The sequence below is a fragment of the Ferribacterium limneticum genome (assembly GCF_020510625.1).
Taxonomy (GTDB): Bacteria; Pseudomonadota; Gammaproteobacteria; order Burkholderiales; family Rhodocyclaceae; genus Azonexus; species Azonexus limneticus_A.
This window is the reverse complement of sequence record NZ_CP075191.1, coordinates 2,615,659-2,635,878: the sequence shown is the minus strand read 5'-3', so window position 1 is coordinate 2,635,878 and position 20,220 is coordinate 2,615,659. Positions and strand designations below refer to the sequence as shown.

Annotated in this window: 20 protein-coding genes; 12 read left to right on the top strand and 8 right to left on the bottom strand. The window is 57.4% G+C overall.

Features of this window, described 5'->3' with window-relative positions; translation table 11 throughout:
• Positions 1-11 precede the first annotated feature (11 nt).
• Together KI617_RS12525 and KI617_RS12520 are read right to left on the bottom strand one after the other, a co-directional pair.
• Entirely contained in the window at positions 12-953 is a 942-nt protein-coding gene (locus KI617_RS12525; protein ID WP_226446751.1) for a GGDEF domain-containing response regulator, read from the bottom strand.
• Between the two features lie 29 nt (positions 954-982).
• Positions 983-1,381 (bottom strand): hypothetical protein, encoded by a 399-nt coding sequence (locus tag KI617_RS12520; protein ID WP_226446749.1) that lies wholly within the window; start codon positions 1,379-1,381, stop codon positions 983-985.
• 116 nt (positions 1,382-1,497) lie between these two features.
• Here KI617_RS12520 and KI617_RS12515 point away from each other — a divergent pair, with 116 nt between their 5' ends.
• From KI617_RS12515 to KI617_RS12500, 4 genes are read left to right on the top strand one after another with little or no spacing between them, the layout of a single operon-like run.
• Complete coding sequence (locus KI617_RS12515) at positions 1,498-4,830, top strand: DUF748 domain-containing protein (RefSeq protein ID WP_226446747.1); 3,333 nt, start codon at positions 1,498-1,500, stop codon at positions 4,828-4,830.
• Positions 4,831-4,837: 7 nt separating this feature from the next.
• Positions 4,838-6,172, top strand: coding sequence for a DNA recombination protein RmuC (gene rmuC / locus KI617_RS12510; protein ID WP_226446745.1), 1,335 nt, complete (start codon positions 4,838-4,840; stop codon positions 6,170-6,172).
• The gene (locus KI617_RS12505; protein WP_226446743.1) at positions 6,156-6,587 is read left to right on the top strand and encodes a DUF3293 domain-containing protein; all 432 of its coding nucleotides are present in this window, start codon (positions 6,156-6,158) and stop codon (positions 6,585-6,587) included. The genes rmuC and KI617_RS12505 overlap by 17 nt, the downstream gene beginning before the upstream one ends.
• Positions 6,584-8,959, top strand: a complete 2,376-nt coding sequence (locus tag KI617_RS12500; RefSeq protein ID WP_226446741.1) for a serine/threonine protein kinase — start codon at positions 6,584-6,586, stop codon at positions 8,957-8,959. The genes KI617_RS12505 and KI617_RS12500 overlap by 4 nt, the downstream gene beginning before the upstream one ends.
• A gap of 129 nt (positions 8,960-9,088) precedes the next feature.
• On the opposite strand, the gene KI617_RS12495 is transcribed toward KI617_RS12500, so the two are convergent.
• Entirely contained in the window at positions 9,089-9,916 is an 828-nt protein-coding gene (locus tag KI617_RS12495) for an outer membrane protein assembly factor BamD (protein ID WP_319004110.1), read from the bottom strand.
• Between KI617_RS12495 and rluD the strand changes: the two genes are divergently transcribed.
• Genes rluD through KI617_RS12480 form a run of 3 tightly spaced genes read left to right on the top strand, consistent with a single transcriptional unit; the run spans position 9,915 to position 12,397 of the window.
• Positions 9,915-10,871 carry a 23S rRNA pseudouridine(1911/1915/1917) synthase RluD gene (rluD, locus tag KI617_RS12490; RefSeq protein WP_226446739.1) on the top strand — a complete coding sequence of 319 codons (957 nt, stop codon included), beginning with the start codon at positions 9,915-9,917 and terminating at the stop codon, positions 10,869-10,871. The two genes, KI617_RS12495 and rluD, sit on opposite strands and share 2 nt — an antisense overlap.
• Positions 10,864-11,601 (top strand): peptidoglycan editing factor PgeF, encoded by a 738-nt coding sequence (gene pgeF, locus KI617_RS12485; protein WP_226446737.1) that lies wholly within the window; start codon positions 10,864-10,866, stop codon positions 11,599-11,601. The genes rluD and pgeF overlap by 8 nt, the downstream gene beginning before the upstream one ends.
• Before the next feature lie 28 nt (positions 11,602-11,629).
• Entirely contained in the window at positions 11,630-12,397 is a 768-nt protein-coding gene (locus KI617_RS12480; protein WP_226446735.1) for a ZIP family metal transporter, read from the top strand.
• 161 nt (positions 12,398-12,558) lie between these two features.
• Here the strand turns inward: KI617_RS12480 and KI617_RS12475 are convergent, their stop codons facing one another.
• Together KI617_RS12475 and KI617_RS20385 are read right to left on the bottom strand one after the other, a co-directional pair.
• Positions 12,559-12,777, bottom strand: a complete 219-nt coding sequence (locus tag KI617_RS12475; protein WP_226446733.1) for a hypothetical protein — start codon at positions 12,775-12,777, stop codon at positions 12,559-12,561.
• 62 nt (positions 12,778-12,839) lie between these two features.
• Entirely contained in the window at positions 12,840-12,971 is a 132-nt protein-coding gene (locus KI617_RS20385) for a hypothetical protein (protein WP_264180011.1), read from the bottom strand.
• A gap of 179 nt (positions 12,972-13,150) precedes the next feature.
• Here KI617_RS20385 and phaC point away from each other — a divergent pair, with 179 nt between their 5' ends.
• The 5 genes from phaC (at position 13,151) to KI617_RS20380 (ending at position 17,448) form a co-directional block, all read left to right on the top strand.
• Entirely contained in the window at positions 13,151-14,881 is a 1,731-nt protein-coding gene (phaC, locus tag KI617_RS12470) for a class I poly(R)-hydroxyalkanoic acid synthase (RefSeq protein ID WP_226446731.1), read from the top strand.
• 22 nt (positions 14,882-14,903) lie between these two features.
• Positions 14,904-15,644 carry an acetoacetyl-CoA reductase gene (gene phbB / locus KI617_RS12465; protein WP_226446729.1) on the top strand — a complete coding sequence of 247 codons (741 nt, stop codon included), beginning with the start codon at positions 14,904-14,906 and terminating at the stop codon, positions 15,642-15,644.
• A gap of 50 nt (positions 15,645-15,694) precedes the next feature.
• The gene (gene phbB / locus KI617_RS12460) at positions 15,695-16,438 is read left to right on the top strand and encodes an acetoacetyl-CoA reductase (protein WP_226446728.1); all 744 of its coding nucleotides are present in this window, start codon (positions 15,695-15,697) and stop codon (positions 16,436-16,438) included.
• A gap of 104 nt (positions 16,439-16,542) precedes the next feature.
• A complete protein-coding gene (phaR, locus tag KI617_RS12455) occupies positions 16,543-17,103 on the top strand; it encodes a polyhydroxyalkanoate synthesis repressor PhaR (RefSeq protein WP_226446726.1) in 561 nt (186 codons plus the stop codon).
• A 213-nt stretch (positions 17,104-17,316) separates the two neighbouring features.
• Positions 17,317-17,448, top strand: a complete 132-nt coding sequence (locus KI617_RS20380) for a response regulator (RefSeq protein WP_264180010.1) — start codon at positions 17,317-17,319, stop codon at positions 17,446-17,448.
• Between the two features lie 50 nt (positions 17,449-17,498).
• Here KI617_RS20380 and menC read toward each other — a convergent pair whose 3' ends face one another.
• The 3 genes from menC to KI617_RS12440 all read right to left on the bottom strand — a co-directional run bounded on the left by menC (position 17,499) and on the right by KI617_RS12440 (position 19,909).
• Positions 17,499-18,452 (bottom strand): o-succinylbenzoate synthase, encoded by a 954-nt coding sequence (gene menC, locus KI617_RS12450; RefSeq protein WP_226446724.1) that lies wholly within the window; start codon positions 18,450-18,452, stop codon positions 17,499-17,501.
• Positions 18,449-19,273, bottom strand: coding sequence for a 1,4-dihydroxy-2-naphthoyl-CoA synthase (menB, locus tag KI617_RS12445; protein ID WP_226446722.1), 825 nt, complete (start codon positions 19,271-19,273; stop codon positions 18,449-18,451). The genes menC and menB overlap by 4 nt, the downstream gene beginning before the upstream one ends.
• Before the next feature lie 153 nt (positions 19,274-19,426).
• Complete coding sequence (locus tag KI617_RS12440) at positions 19,427-19,909, bottom strand: bacteriohemerythrin (RefSeq protein WP_226446720.1); 483 nt, start codon at positions 19,907-19,909, stop codon at positions 19,427-19,429.
• Between the last annotated feature and the right edge of the window lie 311 nt (positions 19,910-20,220).

The window sequence follows — 20,220 nt, the reverse complement described above, 5'->3', positions numbered from 1 at the left end:
TTTGTCGGGGTCTAGGTGGCGTCGGCGCGGCAGACGCGATCACGACCTTCTTGCTTGGCCCGGTAAAGCGCCTTGTCAGCAGCAAGGATCAGATCATCGGGCGGGTTGTCGAAACCGGGGGCTGCTGAGGCAATGCCGATACTCAGGGCCACCTGACCGGTGGGTGAGGTGGCGTGAACGATGTTCAGCTCACGGATGGCGTGGCGAATTTTCTCGGCCACCATCAAGGCGCCAGCGATACTGGTTTCCGGCAGGATGACGGCAAATTCCTCACCGCCAAAGCGGGCTACCGTGTCGGATGGGCGCTCGGTGTGGCGGCTGATGGCAGCCGCAACCTTGCGCAGACATTCATCCCCGGCCTGGTGTCCGTAGGCGTCATTGAAAAGCTTGAAATGATCGATGTCGCACATCAAAACGGCGATGCTGTTCGAATGCCGGCGGGCACGGCGCCATTCAACGGAAATGGCCTCATCGAAATAGCGTCGGTTGGCCACGCCGGTCAGTCCATCGCTGGACGAAATCCGGATCAGCTCCTGATTGGCTGCGTCGAGCTTTCGCGTGACAGCGAGCAGCGAGGCGCGCATCAGGACGATGCGCTGCATGGTGCGAATCTTTGCCCCGAGCACGATTTCGCTGACTGGTTTGGGCAGATAGTCGTCACCGCCGGCAGCAATGCCTTGCTCGATATCGGCATCCAGGCCAAGCGACGCAAGAAAAATGATTGGTGTCCAGTCGCCCGGTTTTTCCATGGCCCGGATACGCTGGGCAACAGCAAATCCATCGGTATCCGGTAGCGCGATGTTGAGCAGGACCAGATCGGGGCGGTTGTGCGAAAACAGGTCAAGCGCCATTTCGCCATTTTCGGCTGGAATGGCAGTTGCGCCGAAGTGTTCGACGTACTTGGTCAGTGTGGCAAGGCTGGAGCGACTATCTTCAACGACGAGAATTTTCATGGTGGCGACACGAACTCGATCTGCTCAGTCTAACGGCAATAACTGCTGAAGAAAACCAGCGCACCAACGGCAATGCCCACGGCCGCGATTCCCCAGACGATCCCCCAGGTCAGCGCCTGGCGCGTCTGATGGTGAGCGGCCTGTTGCTTAAACTGGAAATAGCGCTGAAATTCGCCGAGCGTAAGCAGCGCGGTAAATAAGAAGAAGATCATTCCACAGAACATGGCAATGATGGTGCCATTAGTCAGCTCACGGCAGGCGCCCGCTGTGCGATGGAGGAAAATCAGGATGGCATCGGTTCTGAAGGCAAAAGTGACCAGCAGATAAGCCAGACCGGAAAAAATGCCGATCAGACCAATCACCAGCCAGGTTTGCCAGCGCTTGAGTTGCACAATGGCGCTGTAGATGTCGTCGATTATCCAGTTCATAAGCTTTTTGCTGATTTTGCTGATATTGGCGTGGCGCCGGTGTGCTAAATTTAGTCGATATACAGTACTCAAGGCAGAATACCATGGCAGAGCAGACGGCAAATAAATCAGTATCAATGTCACGTCTTTCTACCGCGCTGAAATCCTCTCGCAGCATGAAGCTCGGCAAATGGTTGGGGATATTTCTGCTGCTTATTGGCGTTTTAGGCTTTTTGGCGGCGCCACCGCTGCTTAAATCAATTTTGCAGAAGCAACTCTCGCAGCAGTTGCACCGCGAAGTCAGCATTGAACAGATTGCCATCAATCCCTACGCCTTGACCGCCAAGGTCAACGGTTTGTCGATCAAGGCTGAGGCTGGCAAGGAAGTGGCCGGTTTCGACGAATTGTTCATCAACCTCTCTTCGGCTTCGCTATTCAAGCTGGCGGCTGTCGTCGATGAAATACGTCTCCAGGGGCTGCGTCTTGCCGTGACCCGGGTGGCTGAAGGGCGCTACGATATTTCCGATCTGCTCGACGAGTGGATGAAACCCAAGGATGAGCCGGAGAAGCCGACGCCGCGGTTCTCGCTGAACAATATCCAGCTGATCAATGCCAAGGTCGTTTTCGATGACCAGCCCAAGGGCAAGGTCCATACGATTAGCGACATCAATCTGGCCGTGCCTTTTGTTTCCAGCCTGCCTTATCAGGCCGAGGTGCTGATCCAGCCATCCTTTTCGGCCAATATCAACGGTTCGCCGCTGGCCCTGACCGGCGACAGCAAGCCGTTCTCGACTACTCACGAAAGCCAGCTCAACCTCGATCTGGATCGTTTCGACCTGGCGGTGCTGCAGCCCTACCTGCCTGAATCTCTGCCGTTCCGCCTCAATGCCGGAACGCTCGATACCGAAATCAAGGCGATGTTCAAGGAGGTGTCGGATAAGGTTTATTCGGTGACGATCGTCGGTGCGGCGCATGTTTCCACGCTGGCCGTGGCGGAAAGCGACGGTCAGCCGCTAGTCGGCTGGAAGCGGCTGGATGTGGAACTCGACAGCGTCGACCCGCTCAATCGCAAAGCTGCGGTCAAGCGGGTGGCTCTCGATGGGCTGGATGTCAGTCTGGCCGTGAACAAGCAGGGCGAGTTCAACGTGCTGCGTCTGCTCGACAAACTGGCCAAGCCGGGGGCGGCTGAGCCAGCAGCGAAGCCTGAATCAGCCAAGCCGTTCGAATGGACGCTTGGCGAATTCGCATTGAGCAACGGCCTGCTGCGCTGGAAGGATGAGTCGAATCCGGTACCGGTCGACGGCGAGGTGCGCAATCTGCTGGTCAGCGTCGGCAAGGTCGATGGCAAGCTGGTCGAGCCGATCGAGATCAACGAGGTCAGCTATCAGGTTGATCTTGGCGAGCGCTTCCGTGTCGAGAAAATGGCCGTCAAAGGTATCCGTCTGGACCTTCCGGCTCACCGTGTCGATATTGCCGAGGTGACCAATACCGGTGCCCGTGCCCGGATGTTGCGCAACAAGGCGGGCAAGATTGAATGGGTCAGTTCGCCGGTGTTGAAGACCATCCGGGCGACCGATGCCAAGGCCAAGGATGAAAAGCCGTGGATTGGCAAAGTTGGCAAGCTGGCGGTCGAAGACCTTGGCTTCCGCTTCGAGGATCAGTCTTTGCAGCCTGTGGCCGTGCAGGAAATTGACGGGTTCAATCTGCATGGCGAAGGCCTGACCAACGAGCCCAACCAGAAGGGAACGATTGCCCTGAAGAGCAGGATCAACAAGAAGGGCAGCCTCAATGTCGATGGCAGCTTGCAGGTGTTCCCGCTGGATGTGGCGGTCAAGGTTGATACGGTTGCCGTTCCGCTGATGCCGCTGGAGCCGTATCTCGGGCAATTTTTGAATATTTCCCTGACGCGCGGCATGGTGTCGAACAAGGGTGAGGCAACGGCGAAACTCGATACCGGCGGTTTGAAGGCAGGCTACAAGGGTTCTTTCACGCTGGGTGATTTTGTCGCGGTTGACAAGCTGAACAGCGCCGATTTCGTCAAATGGAAATCGCTCTATTTCGGCGGTATCGATTTCCGTCTTGAGCCAATGGCGATCAATATTGGGGAGATCGCGCTGACCGACTTCTACTCGCGCCTGATCCTCAACAAGGAGGGCCGGCTCAACGTGGCGGATATCGTCAAGAAGTCGGAAGGCGAGACGGTCGTCGCCAAGGGCGAAAGCAAGCCTGCCGAGAGCAAGCTTGAAGCGAAGGTGGCGAGCAAGGAAACAGGGCCTGCCAAGCCGCCCGTGCCGATCAAGATTGGCAAGATCACGCTGCAGAACGGGACGGTCAATTTCTCCGATTTCTTCGTCAAGCCGAATTACACGGTCAACCTGACCAAGCTGGGGGGGCGTATCAGCGGTCTGTCATCGGCCGCCGACACCGTGGCTGACATGGATGTGCGCGGCAAGTACGCCAACTCGGCACCAGTGCAAATCCTGGCCAAGCTGAACCCGCTGGCGGCCAAGTCTTTCCTTGATCTCAAAGCCGACATTACCGGCGTCGACCTGACCGGCTTCTCGCCGTATTCGGGCAAGTATGCCGGCTATGCGATCGAGAAGGGCAAGCTGTCACTGAGTGTGGCCTACAAGCTGGAAAACAACCAGTTGGCGGCGGAAAACCGCTTGTTCATCGACCAGTTTACCTTCGGCGAAAAGATCGATAGCCCGGATGCCACCAAGTTGCCGGTCAACCTGGCAATTTCGCTGCTCAAGAATAACCGCGGCGAGATTGACCTCAATCTGCCAATTGCCGGCTCGCTCGATGATCCGCAGTTCTCGATCGGCGGCCTGATCATCAAGGTCATCGTCAACCTGTTCGTCAAGGCGGTGACTTCGCCGTTTGCACTGCTCGGCTCGATGTTTGGCAGTGGTGAGGAATTGTCGAACGTCGAATTTGCCGTCGGTCGCGCCGGGATCGACGGTGCGGGGACCAAGAAGCTGGAAAATCTGGCCAAGGCATTGGTCGAGCGCAATTCGCTGAAACTGGAAATTACCGGCCGGGCCGATCCGGAAACGGACAAGGAAGGCGTCAAGCGCGTCGCCATTGAACGTGCGATGAAGGCCGAAAAGCTTAAGGACCTCAAGAAAGCCGGCGAGGGGATGTCGCTGGAAGATATAGAAATTGCGCCGGAAGAAACCAAAACCTACCTGACACGGGCCTACAAGGAAGCCAAATTTCCGAAGCCGCGCAACATGGTCGGCCTGCAGAAAGAGCTGCCGGTCGAGGAAATGGAAAAGCTGATGCTGGCCAATTTCCCGGCCAGCGACGACGACATCAAGGCCCTGGCGACGCGTCGTGCCGAGGCAGTGCAGGGCTGGCTGGTCGAGCAGGGCAAGGTACCGCCGGAGCGCGTTTTCCTGTTGCCACCGAAAGTCGAGCGTGACGACAAGGGCAAGGGTAGCCGCGCCGATTTTTCCTTGAGGTAAGTGTTTGATGAGTGAAACGATGGGGCTGGCCCTGGCAGTCGGCACGGTGGTCATCATCCTGCTGCAGGTGGCCTTGCTGCTGCGGGGCAATCGGAAACAGGATGATGCAGAGCGCTTCCGGGTGCTGCAGGAGGCGCAGGAAAAAGGCTTGATGCGCCTTGAGCGCGAACTGCGCGAGGAGCTGGCGCGCGGCCGGCGCGAGGATGCCGAAGAGGCCTTTCGTGACCGCGAGGAGCGGGCGCAGTCGTCGAATTTGTTGAGTCAGGCGGTGACGACGCAGGTTGGCCAGTTCGGCACCTTGCAGGCCGAACGTCTGGAAGCTTTTGCGCGCGAATTGAACCGTTTTTCGCTCGGTCTCGACGAGCGTTTCGAACGCCTGAAGCTGACCGTCGAAGGGCGGCTGACCGCCATTCAGATGGACAACGCCAACAAGCTCGAAGAGATGCGCCGCACCGTCGATGAGAAGCTGCATGCGACGCTGGAGCAGCGTCTGGGCGAGTCGTTTAAGCTGGTCAGCGACCGACTGGAGCAGGTGCATCGCGGTCTCGGCGAAATGCAGACGCTGGCTGCCGGTGTGGGCGACTTGAAGCGTGTGCTGACCAACGTCAAGACGCGCGGTACCTGGGGCGAAGTCCAGCTCTCGGCCTTGCTCGAACAGTTGCTGACGGCTGACCAGTTTGCCTCGAATGTGGTGACCCGGCCGGGCAGCAACGAACGCGTCGATTTCGCCATCCGCCTGCCGGGCAAGGACGACGGTGCCGTGGTCTGGCTGCCGATCGACGCCAAGTATCCGATCGAAGACTACCAGCGTCTGCTCGATGCCCAGGAGCGGGCCGATCCGGTGGCGGTCGAAGAAGCCTCACGCGCCATCGAAACACGGCTGAAGAATGAGGCGAAGAGCATTCATGAGAAATACGTCTCGCCGCCCCACACGACCGATTTTGCGATGCTCTACCTGCCGCTCGAAGGCCTCTACGCCGAGGGTTTGCGTCGTCCGGGGCTGGCCGAGACGCTGCAGCGCGACTTTAGGGTCAGTCTGGCCGGGCCGACGACCTTGGCCGCACTGCTTAACAGCCTGCAGATGGGCTTCCGGACGCTGGCCATCGAGCAACGCTCGGCCGAGGTCTGGGCCGTGCTTGGCGCGGTGAAGACAGAGTTCGGCAAGTTTGGCGAGGCGCTGGCGCATACCCGGAAAAAGCTGGATGAGGCGAGCAACAGCATCGCCAAGGCGGAAACGCGGACCCGGCAACTGTCGCGCAAGCTGAAGGAAGTCGAGGCGCTGCCGGCGGCAGAATCTGAACAATTGATTGGTGTGGTGGATTTAGATGGCGAAGACGAGTGAATTTGAAGTGGCCTACAAGGCAACGACCTTCCGGGTGTATCTGTCCGGCGGAATCTGCGATCTGCGCATTGGTCAAGCTAGTGAAACGCTGCGTTGCTGGCTGGAAACAGCCGGCTGTCGGCAGTTTGCAATCATCACCGCACACAATCCCGCTTCGCAATTGACGGACGAGGCGATCAACGCGGAACGCCAGGCACAACTGGAATGTGAGCTGCTGGAGGGCAACTACGAGCCCTATGCCGGTCAGAACATACCGGATAACGAAACATGGCCGATCGAGGAAAGCTGTTTCGTCCCTGATCTGACGCCCGAGGATGCCTGTGCATTGGCCGAGGATTACGGGCAGAATGCAGTGATCTGCGGCGGTGTCGATGGTGTGCCGCATCTTGTCTGGGTAGAAGCAAGCGAACAATGAGCAAAAGAATCGGCCGTTTCGAAGTCCGTGGTGAGTTGGGGCGCGGCGCGCAAAGTGTGGTCTATCTCGGTTTCGATCCGCAGTTGCAGCGCGAAATTGCCATCAAGACCCTGCATTTCTCGCGGCCGGATCCTGCCCAGAACCGGGTTTTGCTTGATGAGGCCCGGACCGTCAGCAAGATGCGCCACCCCAACATCGTGCCGATTTTCGAGGCCGGTGAGGAAGGCGGCGACCTGTATCTCGTCTTCGAGTACGTGCCCGGAAAGAACCTCGCTGAATTCTTGCGCCAGAGCGGCGCCTTGCCGCCAGTCAAGGCGGTGACCATCCTGGGCAAGGTGCTTGATGCCGTGGCTCATGCCCACGCCCAGGGCATCATCCATCGCGACCTGAAGCCGTCCAATATTCTGCTCGACGATGATGGCACCCCACGGGTCATGGATTTCGGTATCGCGGCGCGTATTGATGGTGTGAATGAAGGTTCCGACCGGATCACCGGGACGCCCGCCTACATGTCGCCCGAGTACATTCTGAAGCGCGAACTGAGCGAACGTTCCGACGTTTTTTCGGCCGGTGTCATCCTGTTCGAGATGCTGACCGGCCGCCGGGCATTTGCTGGTAACGACGTCTCGCAGATCATGCAGCGGGTGTCCAGGGAGGATCTGCTTTTGCCCGAAGAGGCTGCGGTTGATGCTCGTTTGAGCAGCATTGTGAACAAGGCGGTGGCGCGTGATCCGTCGGTCCGTTTTCAGACGGCGGCGCAGTTTGCCGAAGCGTTGGAAAACTATCTGAATCCGGAAGACGAGATTGGGTTTACTGGTGGTGGCCGTCAGTCAACGCTGGAGTTCCTGCTGCGCCGCATGCGGCACAAGAGCGATTTTCCGGCTTTGTCCGAATCGGTCAGCGCCATCAACAAGATCGCCAACAGCGAAACGGAGAGCATCGACAAGCTCTCCAATACCATCCTCAAGGATTTTGCCCTGACCAACAAGTTGCTGCGCCTGGTCAATTCTGCCTACTTCAGGCCGGCCGGGGGCGGCAGCATCAGCACCGTGTCGCGGGCCGTGATCGTGCTTGGCTTTGAGGCAGTCCGCAATATCGCCATCACCGTGTTGCTGTTCGAACATCTGCAGAACAAGGGCAATGCCAACCAGCTGAAGGAGGACTTCCTGCGTGCCAACCTGGCCGGCGTTCTGGCCAAGGATATCGGTGCTACGGCGAAGATGCGAGATCTTGAGCAGTCCTTCATTTGCTCGCTATTTCATAGTCTGGGTCGCCTGCTGTCACAGTTTTACTTCCCCGAGGAATCGGACGAGATTCGGCGTGTGATGGCCCAGAAGAGCTGCAGCGAAGAAAATGCGGCACTGCAGGTGCTGGGTATTTCCCTGGAAGACATGGGCATGGCCATTGCCCGTCAGTGGGGTTTCCCGCCGCTGATTGTCAGTTCGATGCGCAAATTGCCAACCGGGCAGGTCAAGAAGCCGGCCCAGCAGGAAGACAGGTTGCGGGTGCTCTCCGGGTTTTCCAACGAGCTGTGCGACGCCATTGCCCTGGCGACACCGGAGGTGCGTGATCGTGAGCTGAAAAAAGCGATGGCACGTTTTGCTGACGCCGTTGAACTCGACCCGAAGGATGTGCACCAGACTGTGCAACGGGCCATTGAGGAAGTGGCCGATTTTGCCCGGGTCATTCACCTCAACCTGCAGCAGACAAGCTTTGGCAAACAGATGCGCCTGTTCGCAAAAGGCGGTGCAGTTGAAGGTGATGAGCATGATGGTACCGGGGATTCCTTGGATGGCACCATCCTTGGCGAGAGCGATCCGCTGGGGGCTGTCGATGGTGAAGCTGGGCAGCAGGTTGTGGATGCTCAGGCTGTCTTGACGGCAGGCATTCAGGACATCAGCAACACGCTGATTGATGGCTTCCAGTTGAATGACATCCTGCGCATCATTCTTGAGACGATGTATCGGGCCATGGGCTTCAAGCGGGTCGTGTTGTGTATCCGCGATGCCAAGGCCGGCGTCATGCAGGGGCGCTTTGGTTTTGGTCCGAATGCCAACGAGATCGCCCGGTCTTTTCGTTTTCCGTTGAGCTTTACGCCGGACATCTTCCATGCCGCGACCTCGAAGGGAGTTGACCTGTTGATCAGTGACATCAACGACCCGAAGATCGCCGGCCGCATTCCCGACTGGTATCGCAAGGCCGTTCCAGCCCATTCATTCGTGCTGTTTCCGCTGAATATCAAGGGCAGTCCGGTCGCGTTGATCTATGCAGATCGTGATGAACCGGGCGGGATTTCAATTCCGGAGAAAGAATTGCAGTTGCTGCGGACATTGCGCAACCAGGCCGTCCTGGCGATCAAGCAAGGCTCCTGAGGCAATCTGCCAACGCAGCATGGCTCAAGCTCATGCTGGTGCCAGCAGCAACCTTCTTGATTCAAGCTTTTTGGCGGACAAAAAAATACCCGCTTCAGCGGGTATTTTCGGGAATTGGTTCAGTCACACTTACCAGAGCTTCCACCAGGCAGTCTTGCGCTCCAGTCCATCCGTGTAATAGCGGCTGTTCGGGAAGTTTTTCTTCATCACCCGCTCAGCGTCATCGCGCAGGTCGTTCATGCCCATCTTGTCGTAGGAACTGACCAGAATGAACATGGCTTCCTCAATCGCCGGGGCCTGCGGGTAGGTCTTGACGGCAAACTGGGCCCGGTTGGCGGCGGCGATATAGGCGCCACGCTTGACGTAATAGCGGGCGACATGAACCTCCAGTGAGGCCAGCGCGTTGACCAGATAGTTCATGCGCAGGCTGGCATCCGGTGCATATTTGCTTGCGGGGAAGCGGGTGACCAGTTCCTTGAAGGAATCGAAGGCTTCACGCGCGGCCTTGGGATCGCGTTCGGTGGGGTCCTGCGAACTGATATAGGCAGTCAGGCCGAGATCTTCGTTGAAGTTGATCAGGCCCTTCAGGTAATAAGCGTAATCAACGGTCGGGTGACTGGGGTGCAACTTGATGAAGCGGTCACAGGCGGCCAGTGCCGAACCGGGTTCGTTGCCCTTCCAATAGACGTAGCCAAGTTCAAGCTGAGCCTGTTGCGCGTAGCGGCCGTATGGGAAACGGGCTTCGAGTTTTTCCAGATACTTTGCTGCCTGTTCCCAGTTACGGTCAGCCTGGGCATCCTTGGCCTCACTGTAGAGTTTGCCGGCAGACCAACCGCTGGTTTCGTCGAATTTTTCGCTGGTCGAGCCGCAACCGGCAATAAAACCAGCAACGAAAACGGCCATCAGCAAACGGAAGAGGGCGGGGAATAACTGGAATGCGGGTAAACTTCGCATCATGAATGATCCTATTGAAGATGCCGGCGATTATAGCCGAACTGAACCGGTCCGCCTGACCGTTCCTGACGCCAGCTACGGTCGCCGTCTTGACCAGGTGCTGGCCGACTTGTTACCGCAGCATTCGCGCAACCGTCTGCAGGGATGGGTCCGCGAGGGTTGTGTGCAGGTTGATGGCAAGCCGGAAAGCGAGCCCAAGCGCAAGATGATGGGCGGTGAAAAGCTGCTGGTCAGCGAGCCGGAAGATATCCGCAACCAACCGGAACTGCCTGAAGATATCCCGCTCGATGTCGTTTTCGAGGACGAGACGCTACTTGTCATCAACAAACCGGCCGGGCTGGTGGTCCATCCGGGGAGCGGTAACTGGAGCGGTACCTTGATGAATGCGCTGCTCCATCATGTGCCGGGTATCGAGGTGGTGCCACGAGCCGGTATCGTGCATCGTCTGGACAAGGACACCAGTGGCCTGCTGGTCGTTGCCAAGACCCTGGAAGCTCAGACCGATCTTGTGCGCCAGTTGCAGGCACGGACGGTACGGCGTGTTTATCTGGCGCTGGCAGCGGGGGCGATGAAGCACGAAGGTACGGTCAACGAGCCGATCGGCCGGCATCCGTCGCAGCGCATCAAGATGGCCATCGTGCCGGAAAACCGGGGTGGCAAGCCGGCAATCACGAACATCCGCATTCTCGAAGCCTTTACCTACACCACTTTCGTCGAATGCTCGCTGGAAACCGGTCGGACGCATCAGATCCGCGTGCACATGGCGGCGATTCATCATCCGCTGGTCGGTGATCAGGTTTATGGCAAGCACAATCCAAAGTTGCCGGAATTTCCCCGGCAGGCCTTGCACGCCACCCGCCTCGGCCTGGTTCATCCGCTCACCGGTCTGAAAATGCAGTGGGAAGTGCCGATGCCGGAAGATATGCGCAACCTGCTCGACAACCTGCGCTATGGCTGATCTGCTGGTCCCCGACTGGCCGGCACCAGCGCGGGTTCGCGCCTGGCAAACCCTGCGCACTGGTGGTTGCAGTGTGGCACCGTGGAATAGCTTTAATCTGGGTGACCACGTGAGTGATGATCCAGCTCACGTTTTGGCCAATCGGGCGTGCTTGCGCGCCTATCTGCCGAGCGAACCGCTGTGGTTGAAGCAGGTGCATGGCATTGCAGCAGTCGATGCCGGACTTTTGCCAAAATCACTTGAAGCCGATGCCGCATTTACCCGGCGAACCGATACCGTTTGTGCCGTGATGACAGCTGACTGCTTGCCGGTGCTCTTCTGTGATCGCGCCGGAACGGTGGTCGCTGCCGCTCACGCCGGCTGGCGCGGGTTGGTGGCTGGCGTGCTGGAAGCAACGATCCATAATATGGCGGTGCCAGCCGGAGAACTGCTTGTCTGGCTGGGGCCGGCGATCGGTCCGCAGTGTTTCGAGGTTGGTGACGAGGTGCGTGCCGCTTTTCTGGCTGATGATCCCGAGGCGGGTGAGGCATTTATGCCATCAGTTTCCGGCAAGTGGCTGGCTGATATTTATGCCCTGGCCCGTCGCCGCCTGCAGCGCAGCGGTATCGAAAACATCTACGGCGGAGGTTCATGTACTGTCAGCGAACCTGAACGTTACTTTTCCTATCGCAGGGATGGCGTGACCGGACGCATGGCCACGCTGATCTGGCTGACGGGTGACGGCGTATAATCCGCGGCTTTTCATTGAACTGATTTCCGTGAGCACTCTTTCCTGGATCATTGTCGTATCGCTGGCCGGCGGCGCATTGAGCGTCATTGCCGCGGCGTTAGTGAGCATTGCTCTGGGAGCGCACCGTATCAGCATGCTGATTTCCTATGCGATTGGTGCCCTGCTCGGGGCAGCCTTCCTGGAAATATTGCCGCATGCGCTGGAGCATGGCGATACGCACCGGACGGCAGCAACCGTCCTGTTCGGGATTCTGGCGTTTTTCGTGCTGGAGAAGCTGGTGCTCTGGCGGCATTGCCATCATGACCATTGCGAGGCGCACGATGCCCATGCGCCAGCCCATGACCACGGGCGTTCCGGTCTGCTTATCCTGGTTGGCGATACCTTCCACAATTTTGTTGATGGCATCCTGATTGCCGCAGCCTTTCTCGAAAATACCGAACTTGGCATTGTTACAGCGCTGGCGATTATCGCCCACGAAATTCCGCAGGAAGTTGGCGATTACCTGATCCTTCTCCACTCCGGCTACAGCAAGGTTCGCGCCCTGGCTTTCAATTTGCTCTCCAGTCTGGCGACGCTGGTTGGTGCCATGCTGGCTTATTTTGCCTTGGCCGAGCTGACCGAGTGGATACCATCATTGCTGGCGCTTGGCGCAGCCAGCATGATCTACGTGGCAGTGGCTGACCTGATCCCCGGGTTGCATAAACGCACGGCCCTCAAGGAATCTGTTCTGCAGGTCCTGTTGATCGGGTCGGGCATCGCTTCGATCGCCATCGTTCAGGCGCTGGTTGGCGAGTGATCTGTGTTGAGCCCGGTGTTGATGCCGGGGTTCGGCCAAAGAAACAGCAAATAGGGCGGCAGCCCATGAATAGAAGGAAACGATACCCTCAGTAACGCTTGGTTTGAGGGGCGGACAATATTGCTTGGAGCCAGTCACCACACAGACTGGTCTGTCAGCTTTCAGCCAGCGTCATTTTCTTTGTTTCTTTCCGCTGACATTTCCCGGAAACGCTTGCGCTGCCTGCGAATGTTCGACCCGCTCAGATACAGGATGATTCCGCAAGGGAGGGAGCCGTAGAACAGGAACGAAATGATCCCGGCGATGATGGTCGGTTCATTGGCGGCGACCAGGACAGTCACGTAAAGCCAGCCGATGACGATAATGATGGCGAAGGGCATGGTGCATTGTATTTCGTGTCACCCCGAAAATAGAAGCCCGCGCTTGGCAGGTTCTATGGTGGTCAGTATTTCGCTCTCGCGTATTCGTACTTGGCCGTCGCGTCATCGTGCCACTTGTCTCCCGGACTCGAATTGCACTGCGGGATGAATATTTCGTCGAAGATGACAACAGCAACGATTGACGTGGCGATCATTTCCGGGAGGTCTTTCGTGGGTGATCCCATTGTTGCACTACGCCAGCCAATTGCAACAATGTACATATTCGGGTGTTTCAAGGCTGCCCTAATATGCATGCAAATGCATTGACAGCGCCGAAGCGGGTATGGAGAATCCAAAAGCTCAAACCCCGATAACAACAGATACGAGTCTTCTCATGGCGCAGGGACCGAACGATAACGACGCATTCATGGGTTCTGCCTCGCAGTTCATGCAGGCCGGCCAGAACATGATGCAGCAGTTCATGGATTATCTCGGCAAGGCAGGCAATTCTGCCCCCAAGGTTCCTCCCCCGGCGGTTGACCCGCAGGCCATGACGGCACTGCAAAAGCAGTTCATGGATCAGCAGATGTCGCTCTGGCAGTCGGTGCTGGGCAAACAACAGGGGCAGGAGCCTGCATTTAAGGTTGCGCCGGAGCCCGGCGATCGCCGCTTTTCGGCACCGGAGTGGAAGGAGAGCCCGATTTATGATTACTTGCATCAGGCCTATCTGCTCAATACCCAGTATCTGAAACAAGTGGTCGAGGTCATTCCGGCGGAGGACGAGAAAGCCAAGGAACGCATGCGCTTCCTGGCTCGCCAGATCGCCGATGCGATGGCACCGTCCAACTTTGCCGCAACCAATCCCGAATTTATCAAGCTGGCCATGGAAACCAAGGGCCAGAGCATTACTGACGGTATCAACAACCTGATCAAGGACTTCGAGAAGGGTCGCATCTCGATGACCGATGAGTCGGTATTCGAGGTCGGCAAGAACATCGCGACGACCGAAGGTGCGGTCGTCTATGAAAACGAGTTGATGCAGTTGATCCAGTACTCGCCGCTGACGCCCAAGGTCGCAACGCGTCCGCTGGTTGTCGTGCCGCCATGTATCAACAAGTTCTACATCATGGATCTGCAACCGGATAATTCACTGATCCGCTTCATGGTTGATCAGGGCAATACGGTTTTTCTGGTTTCCTGGCGCAATCCGCAGGAAGCGCAGGGGCATCTGGGTTGGGACGATTACGTCGAGCATGGCCCGATCGCCGCATTGAATGTGGTGCGGGAAATTACCAAGGTCAAGCAGGTCAATGCGCTCGGCTTCTGCGTCGGCGGCACTATCCTGACCTCGGCGCTGGCCGTGCTCAAGGAACGCGGCGAGGATCCCGTTGCTTCACTGACGCTGCTGACGACCTTGCTCGATTTCTCGGATACTGGCGAAATCGGACTGTTCATTGATGAGCAGGGTGTTGCCACCCGCGAAGGCACGATCGGCCAAGGTGGCCTGCTGCCGGCCCGCGATCTGCAGAACACTTTCTCATTTCTTCGTGCCAATGATCTGGTCTGGAACTATGTGACCGGCAACTACCTGAAGGGCCAGAAGCCGCAGGCTTTCGATCTGCTCTACTGGAATTCCGATTCGACCAACCTGCCGGGGCCGTTCGCCTGCTGGTACATGCGCAACATGTATCTCGAAAACAACCTGCGCGTGCCGGGCAAACTGGCCATGTGTGGGACCAAGGTCGATCTCGGCAAGCTTGATATGCCAGTCTACCTGCTGGCGACGCGCGAAGATCATATCGTTCCCTGGCAATCGGCTTACCAGAGCACGCGTATTCTCGGCGGCAAGGTCCGCTTCGTGCTGGGTGCATCCGGTCATATTGCCGGCGTGATCAACCCGGTCAGCAAGAACAAGCGCAGCTACTGGATTAATGAAGATGTAAAAAATGAAGCCGAGGGCTGGTTGGCTGCGGCAGAAGAGAAGAAGGGCAGCTGGTGGGCCGATTGGGCTGGCTGGCTGAAACCGTTGTCTGGAGAACAGCGGGCACCGCGCAAACCGGGGAATGCCAAATACAAGCCGATCGAACCGGCACCAGGCAGATACGTCAAGGAACGCGCGGTATAAGAACTTCTCACGGAGACAAAAAATGTCGCGAGTTGCACTGGTTACTGGAGGAATGGGCGGTCTTGGCGAGGCTGTCTGTATCAAGCTGGCCGCACTGGGTTTCAAGGTGGTGACCACCTATTCACCGGGTAATGCCAAGGTTCAGGATTGGCTCAAGGGAATGAACAACATGGGGTATGGCTTCAAGGCCTACCCGTGTGATGTGACCGATTTTGATTCGGCCCGCGAGTGCGTCGAAACGGTCAGCAAGGAAGTCGGCCCGGTCGACGTGCTGGTCAACAATGCCGGCATCACGCGCGACATGACCTTCAAGAAAATGACCAAGAACGATTGGGACGCCGTCATTCACACCAACCTCGATTCCGTCTTCAATATGACCAAGCAGGTCATGGACGGCATGATCGAGCGCAAGTGGGGGCGCGTTATCAACGTTGGATCGGTCAACGGTCAGAAGGGCGCCTTCGGGCAGACCAACTATTCGGCGGCCAAGGCCGGTATGCACGGTTTCACCAAGGCGCTGGCGCTGGAAGTGGCCAAGCAGGGCGTGACGGTCAATACCATTTCGCCTGGCTACATCGGGACCAAGATGGTGACGGCGATCCCGCAGGAAATTCTCGATTCAAAAATTCTGCCGCAGATCCCGGTCAATCGCCTGGGCAAACCGGAAGAAATCGCTGGCCTGGTTGCTTACCTCGCTTCCGACGAAGCGGCGTTCGTGACTGGGGCCAATATTTCCATCAACGGCGGTCAGCACATGTACTGACCACCGTGATTTTTTACCCCGCTCTAATTTAACAACAGGAAGGAATAACTATGACTCAACGTGTTGCTCTCGTTACCGGCGCTATGGGTGGTCTTGGAACCGCAATCTGTCAGGAACTGGCCAAGGCTGGCCACAAGGTGGTCGCTTCTTACCACCCGCAATTCGACAACAAGGATGAGTGGCTGAAGGAAATGGCAGCCGCCGGTTTCAACGATTTCGTCTGTGTCGCTGGTGACGTGTCTTCGCTGGAAGATTGTCAGAAGATGGTTGCCGATGCTGAAGCTGCTTGCGGCCAGGTCGACATCCTCGTGAACAATGCCGGTATTACCCGTGACCGCATGTTCGCCAAGATGGAAAAGGATGGCTGGGATGCCGTGATCGCCACCAACCTGACCTCGCTGTTCAACATGACCAAGCAAGTCTCCGCCAAGATGGCCGAGCGCGGCTGGGGTCGCATCATCAACATCTCCTCCGTCAACGGCGTCAAGGGTCAGGCTGGCCAGACCAACTACTCCGCTGCCAAGGCTGGCGTGATCGGCTTCTCCAAGGCACTGGCTGCCGAACTGGCCGCCAAGGGCGTGACCGTTAACGCCATCTGCCCGGGCTATGTCGCCACCAAGATGGTCATGGCGATCAAACCGGAAGTGCTGCAGTCCATCATCGACACCGTGCCGATGAAGCGTCTGGCCAAGCCGGAAGAAATCGGTGGCGCCTGCGCCTACCTGGCTTCCGATCTGGCAGCCTTCATGACTGGCGCCACGATGAACATCAACGGCGGTTTGTACTACCAGTAATATTGCTGAACTTTTGCAATGCAACAAGGAAGGGCGCCTCCGGGCGCCTTTTTTTTACGCTATAATGCTGCACTGCACTAAAACTTTGTATTGAGGATCGCCGCATGTCGGAACCGGTACGCCTGATCAAGAAATACCCCAACCGTCGTCTTTACGATACCAAGACGAGTGCGTATATCACGTTGGGTGATGTGAAGGACCTGGTCCTCAAGTTTGAAGTTTTCAAGGTCGTCGATGCCAAGACTGGCGACGACCTGACCCGCAGCATCCTGCTCCAGATAATTCTTGAAGAAGAAACCGGCGGCGTGCCGCTGTTCTCAAGCGAGCTGCTCTCGGGTTTTGTCCGTTTCTACGGCAGCACGATGCAGGGCATGCTCGGCAAGTATCTGGAAAACAACATGAAGACCTTCGTTGATTTCCAGCAGAAACTGCAGGACCAGTCGCGCACCATGGGCGGCCCGAACGGTGGTGACAACGCTCACATGCAGGCAGATTTCTGGAACCAGTTCCTGAATTTTCAGCAGCCGGCGATGCAGAGCATGATGACTACCTACATGGATCAGTCCAAGAAGATGTTCCAGTCGATGCAGGATCAACTGCAAAGCCAGACGCGGAACATGTTCATTACCGGTTTGCTCAATCCGTCGGATAAAGACGAGAAGTAATCCGTTTGGCCTGAGTATGACTCAGGCCTGTGCTTTGAATCAGTCAAAGACTGTCGCAAAGCATGCAGCTCTGGCGGATGTGCTTTCCCTTCGCCTGCCGGCTACTGTTCGACAATAAAAGCTTGGGTGTCATCCAATCCGCCCTCCGTTGAACAGCAACAAGCGAAGCGGTTTTTCATGGGCTTTGGCCGCCATGTTTTGCTGAGGCAATGAATGCTGACGAGGCTTTATGCCGAAGATTACGCCCGTTGCCTGGTTGCCGGCATGAGCGATTTCATTCCCAAACCGGTCAATCCGTATGTCCTTTATGCGACTTTGTTGCTCTGGCTGAGCGTTTGCAGCTGAAGCCTGTCGCTGAGGCCAATCATGGTTCAGGAAGCTTGATAGGATGCTTTTCAGCCTGCAGGCTGAAAACCCAGACCGGGAGTGCCCGGTAGCTGCAACCGGCCACTGCGGATGGCCGGTGCTGTTCCGGTATCCTGCAAAAACCAATCGGCTGTTCCCAGTCCATGGATGGAATCCGGTGCCACTGCTGCTGCCAGATGGGCGCAGGCGAGCAGGCCGCAGGCGCTTTCCAGGCTGGAAGTGATGATGACTTCGATACCTGAGGCGCGGGCGCGCAAGGCGAGTTCGGTGCTGGCCAGCAGGCCGCCCTGGCGGGCCGGTTTGATGACGATGCGGCGCACCGGTGGATACTGAAAGAAGTGAGCGTCGAGCAAGTGGATGGATTCGTCGATAGCGAGCGGAAAGTTTGCGGCCGACTGCAATTGAGCGAGAGCGACTGGATCTGCCTCGGTGAGCGGCTCTTCCAGCCCTTCAATGGGCAGGCCGGTGCAGACCTCGACGAAGATTTTTGCCTCGGCAAAATGCCAGGCCCGGTTGGCGTCGAGGCGTAGCGTCAGCGTTGCTGGAAGCTCAAGGCAGAGTTGTCGCAGCAAGGTGATTTCCTTGGCAACGGCTTGCTGACCAAGTTTTATCTTGACGATAGAGAAACCGGCATCGGCAGCGCTTTTCAGGGCATTGCTGGTGATGGTGGCAATCGCTCCCAGATTGGCATTGACCCCGAGGCTGGTTATTGGTAGCTCGCCGCTCAGCCAGGCGTTGAGCGGCAGCCCATCTTTTTGAGCGATGAGATCAAGGCGTGCCGTTTCGTCGGCGAAGGCCGTAGCTGCTGCTTCGCTGATGCCGAATTCGGGCAGCGGGGCGGCATCACCCCAGCCGCTTAGTCCTTCTGTTGCCTGCAATCGCAGCAGGCGGCCGCTACGCTCGCTGAATGCTCCCTGGCTGGTTTGCCAAGGGGCTCTCAGCGAGAGGGTGTAGGGCAGCCAGTCGGCTGCAACGATGTTCACGGCCGTTTGCGGTACTTGCCGAAATCGGGTGGGCGGCGTTCGAGCCAGGCGTTACGGCCTTCCTGGCCTTCTTCGCTCATGTAGAACAGGCCGGTGGCATTGCCGGCCAGTTCCTGAATGCCAGCCAGCCCATCGGTATCGGCGTTGAAGCCGGCCTTGATCATGCGCAGCGCCATTGGCGACAGTTGCAGCATGTCGCGGCACCAGGCAACGGTTTCGGCTTCCAGTTTTTCGACGGGAACGACGGCGTTGACCAAGCCCCAGTCGAGTGCTGTGGCGGCGTCGTACTGGCGGCAGAGCAACCAGACTTCCTTGGCACGTTTCAGACCGATGGTGCGGGCCATCAGTCCAGCGCCGAGGCCAGCATCGAAACTGCCGACACGGGGTCCGGTCTGGCCGAAGCGGGCGTTGTCGGCCGCGATGGAGAGATCGCAAACCAGGTGCAGCACATGGCCGCCACCGATCGCATAGCCGGCGACCATGGCTACCACCGGCTTGGGCAGTCGGCGAATCTGCATTTGCAGGTCGAGCACATTGAGGTGGGGGGTACCACCTTCGTCGATATAGCCTTCTTCGCCGCGCACCTTCTGGTCACCGCCAGAGCAGAAGGCTTCGTTGCCGGCACCGGTCAGGATGATGGCACCGATGGCATTGTCGTGATGGGCGCGGTGGAAGGCGTCGATCAATTCACTGACTGTTTCCGGACGGAAGGCATTGCGCCGCTCGGGCCGGTTGATGGTGATCTTGGCAATCCCCTCAGAGGTTTCGTAGAGGATGTCGGAATAGGTGTGGGCGCTCTGCCAGCGGATGCTGTGGGTCATGATTCGGCATTGGGTTGCAATGGCCCGAAGTATAGCGCCGGCAGGGCTTGCCTGATTTGATGTGCCTCGCAGCTCACTGCTTGCCTGCGAAGTCAGCTTGCAGCAGGGAGAGCCAATCGGGTAATGCCGATGGGCTCTCAGCGGCTGGCAGGATCAGCGGAAGAAGCGTCCCAGCAAGCCGGAAATGAAACCGGAGCGGGCAGCGGGTATCACCGCATTGTTTTCGTGGTGCGCCGCCTCTGCGCCGACCATATTCTTGACCGTGTCAGAATAATCCCGGTCTTCGTTGGCGATATGGTTGAGCAGCCATTTGGCCAGCATGGAGTGCAGTTCGTCGGCAATGTCTTCACCTTTGGCTGCCCGCATGGTGAATTCGGTGACCCGCTTGATGAACAGTTCGTGCACCTTCTTGTGCGGCTTGAGGAATTTGTAACCAGCTTCCTCGAGCATTGATTCTTCAAAACCGAAATGTGACTGTGTGTAGTCGATCAACTGTTCAATCACTTCCATCGTCAGCGCTTTGTTGCCCTTGATCTTGGCAATTTCAAGATCGTTGATGTAATCGACGATTCTTTTGTGCTGGGCGTCGATGACGTCAATCCCAGTGTCCAGCCTGCTATCCCAGGTAATTGGCATTTCTGTTCTCCATGAATCGAATGTGTAGTGGCGTCCGTGTGCGCTTTGTTTCTGATTTTTTGTCTGAATCGAGAAGTTCTATCCGGGTGCTCCATTGACGCTACTGGTTTTCTGGCCCCGGTTTTTGAAACAGTGTTAACGGAAAATAGGCGTCACTTTCCATTACTTGGATAGTGGCTATATTGATCTGGGTCAAAAGCTTCGGAGAAGGCCGCTTCAAAAAGCGCCATGTTTTTGTCCATCATCGATCGCTGATTTTTCCTTAACGCCGCTTTACCATGCTGTCTGAGTTTTACCTGTGCGTGACGAAG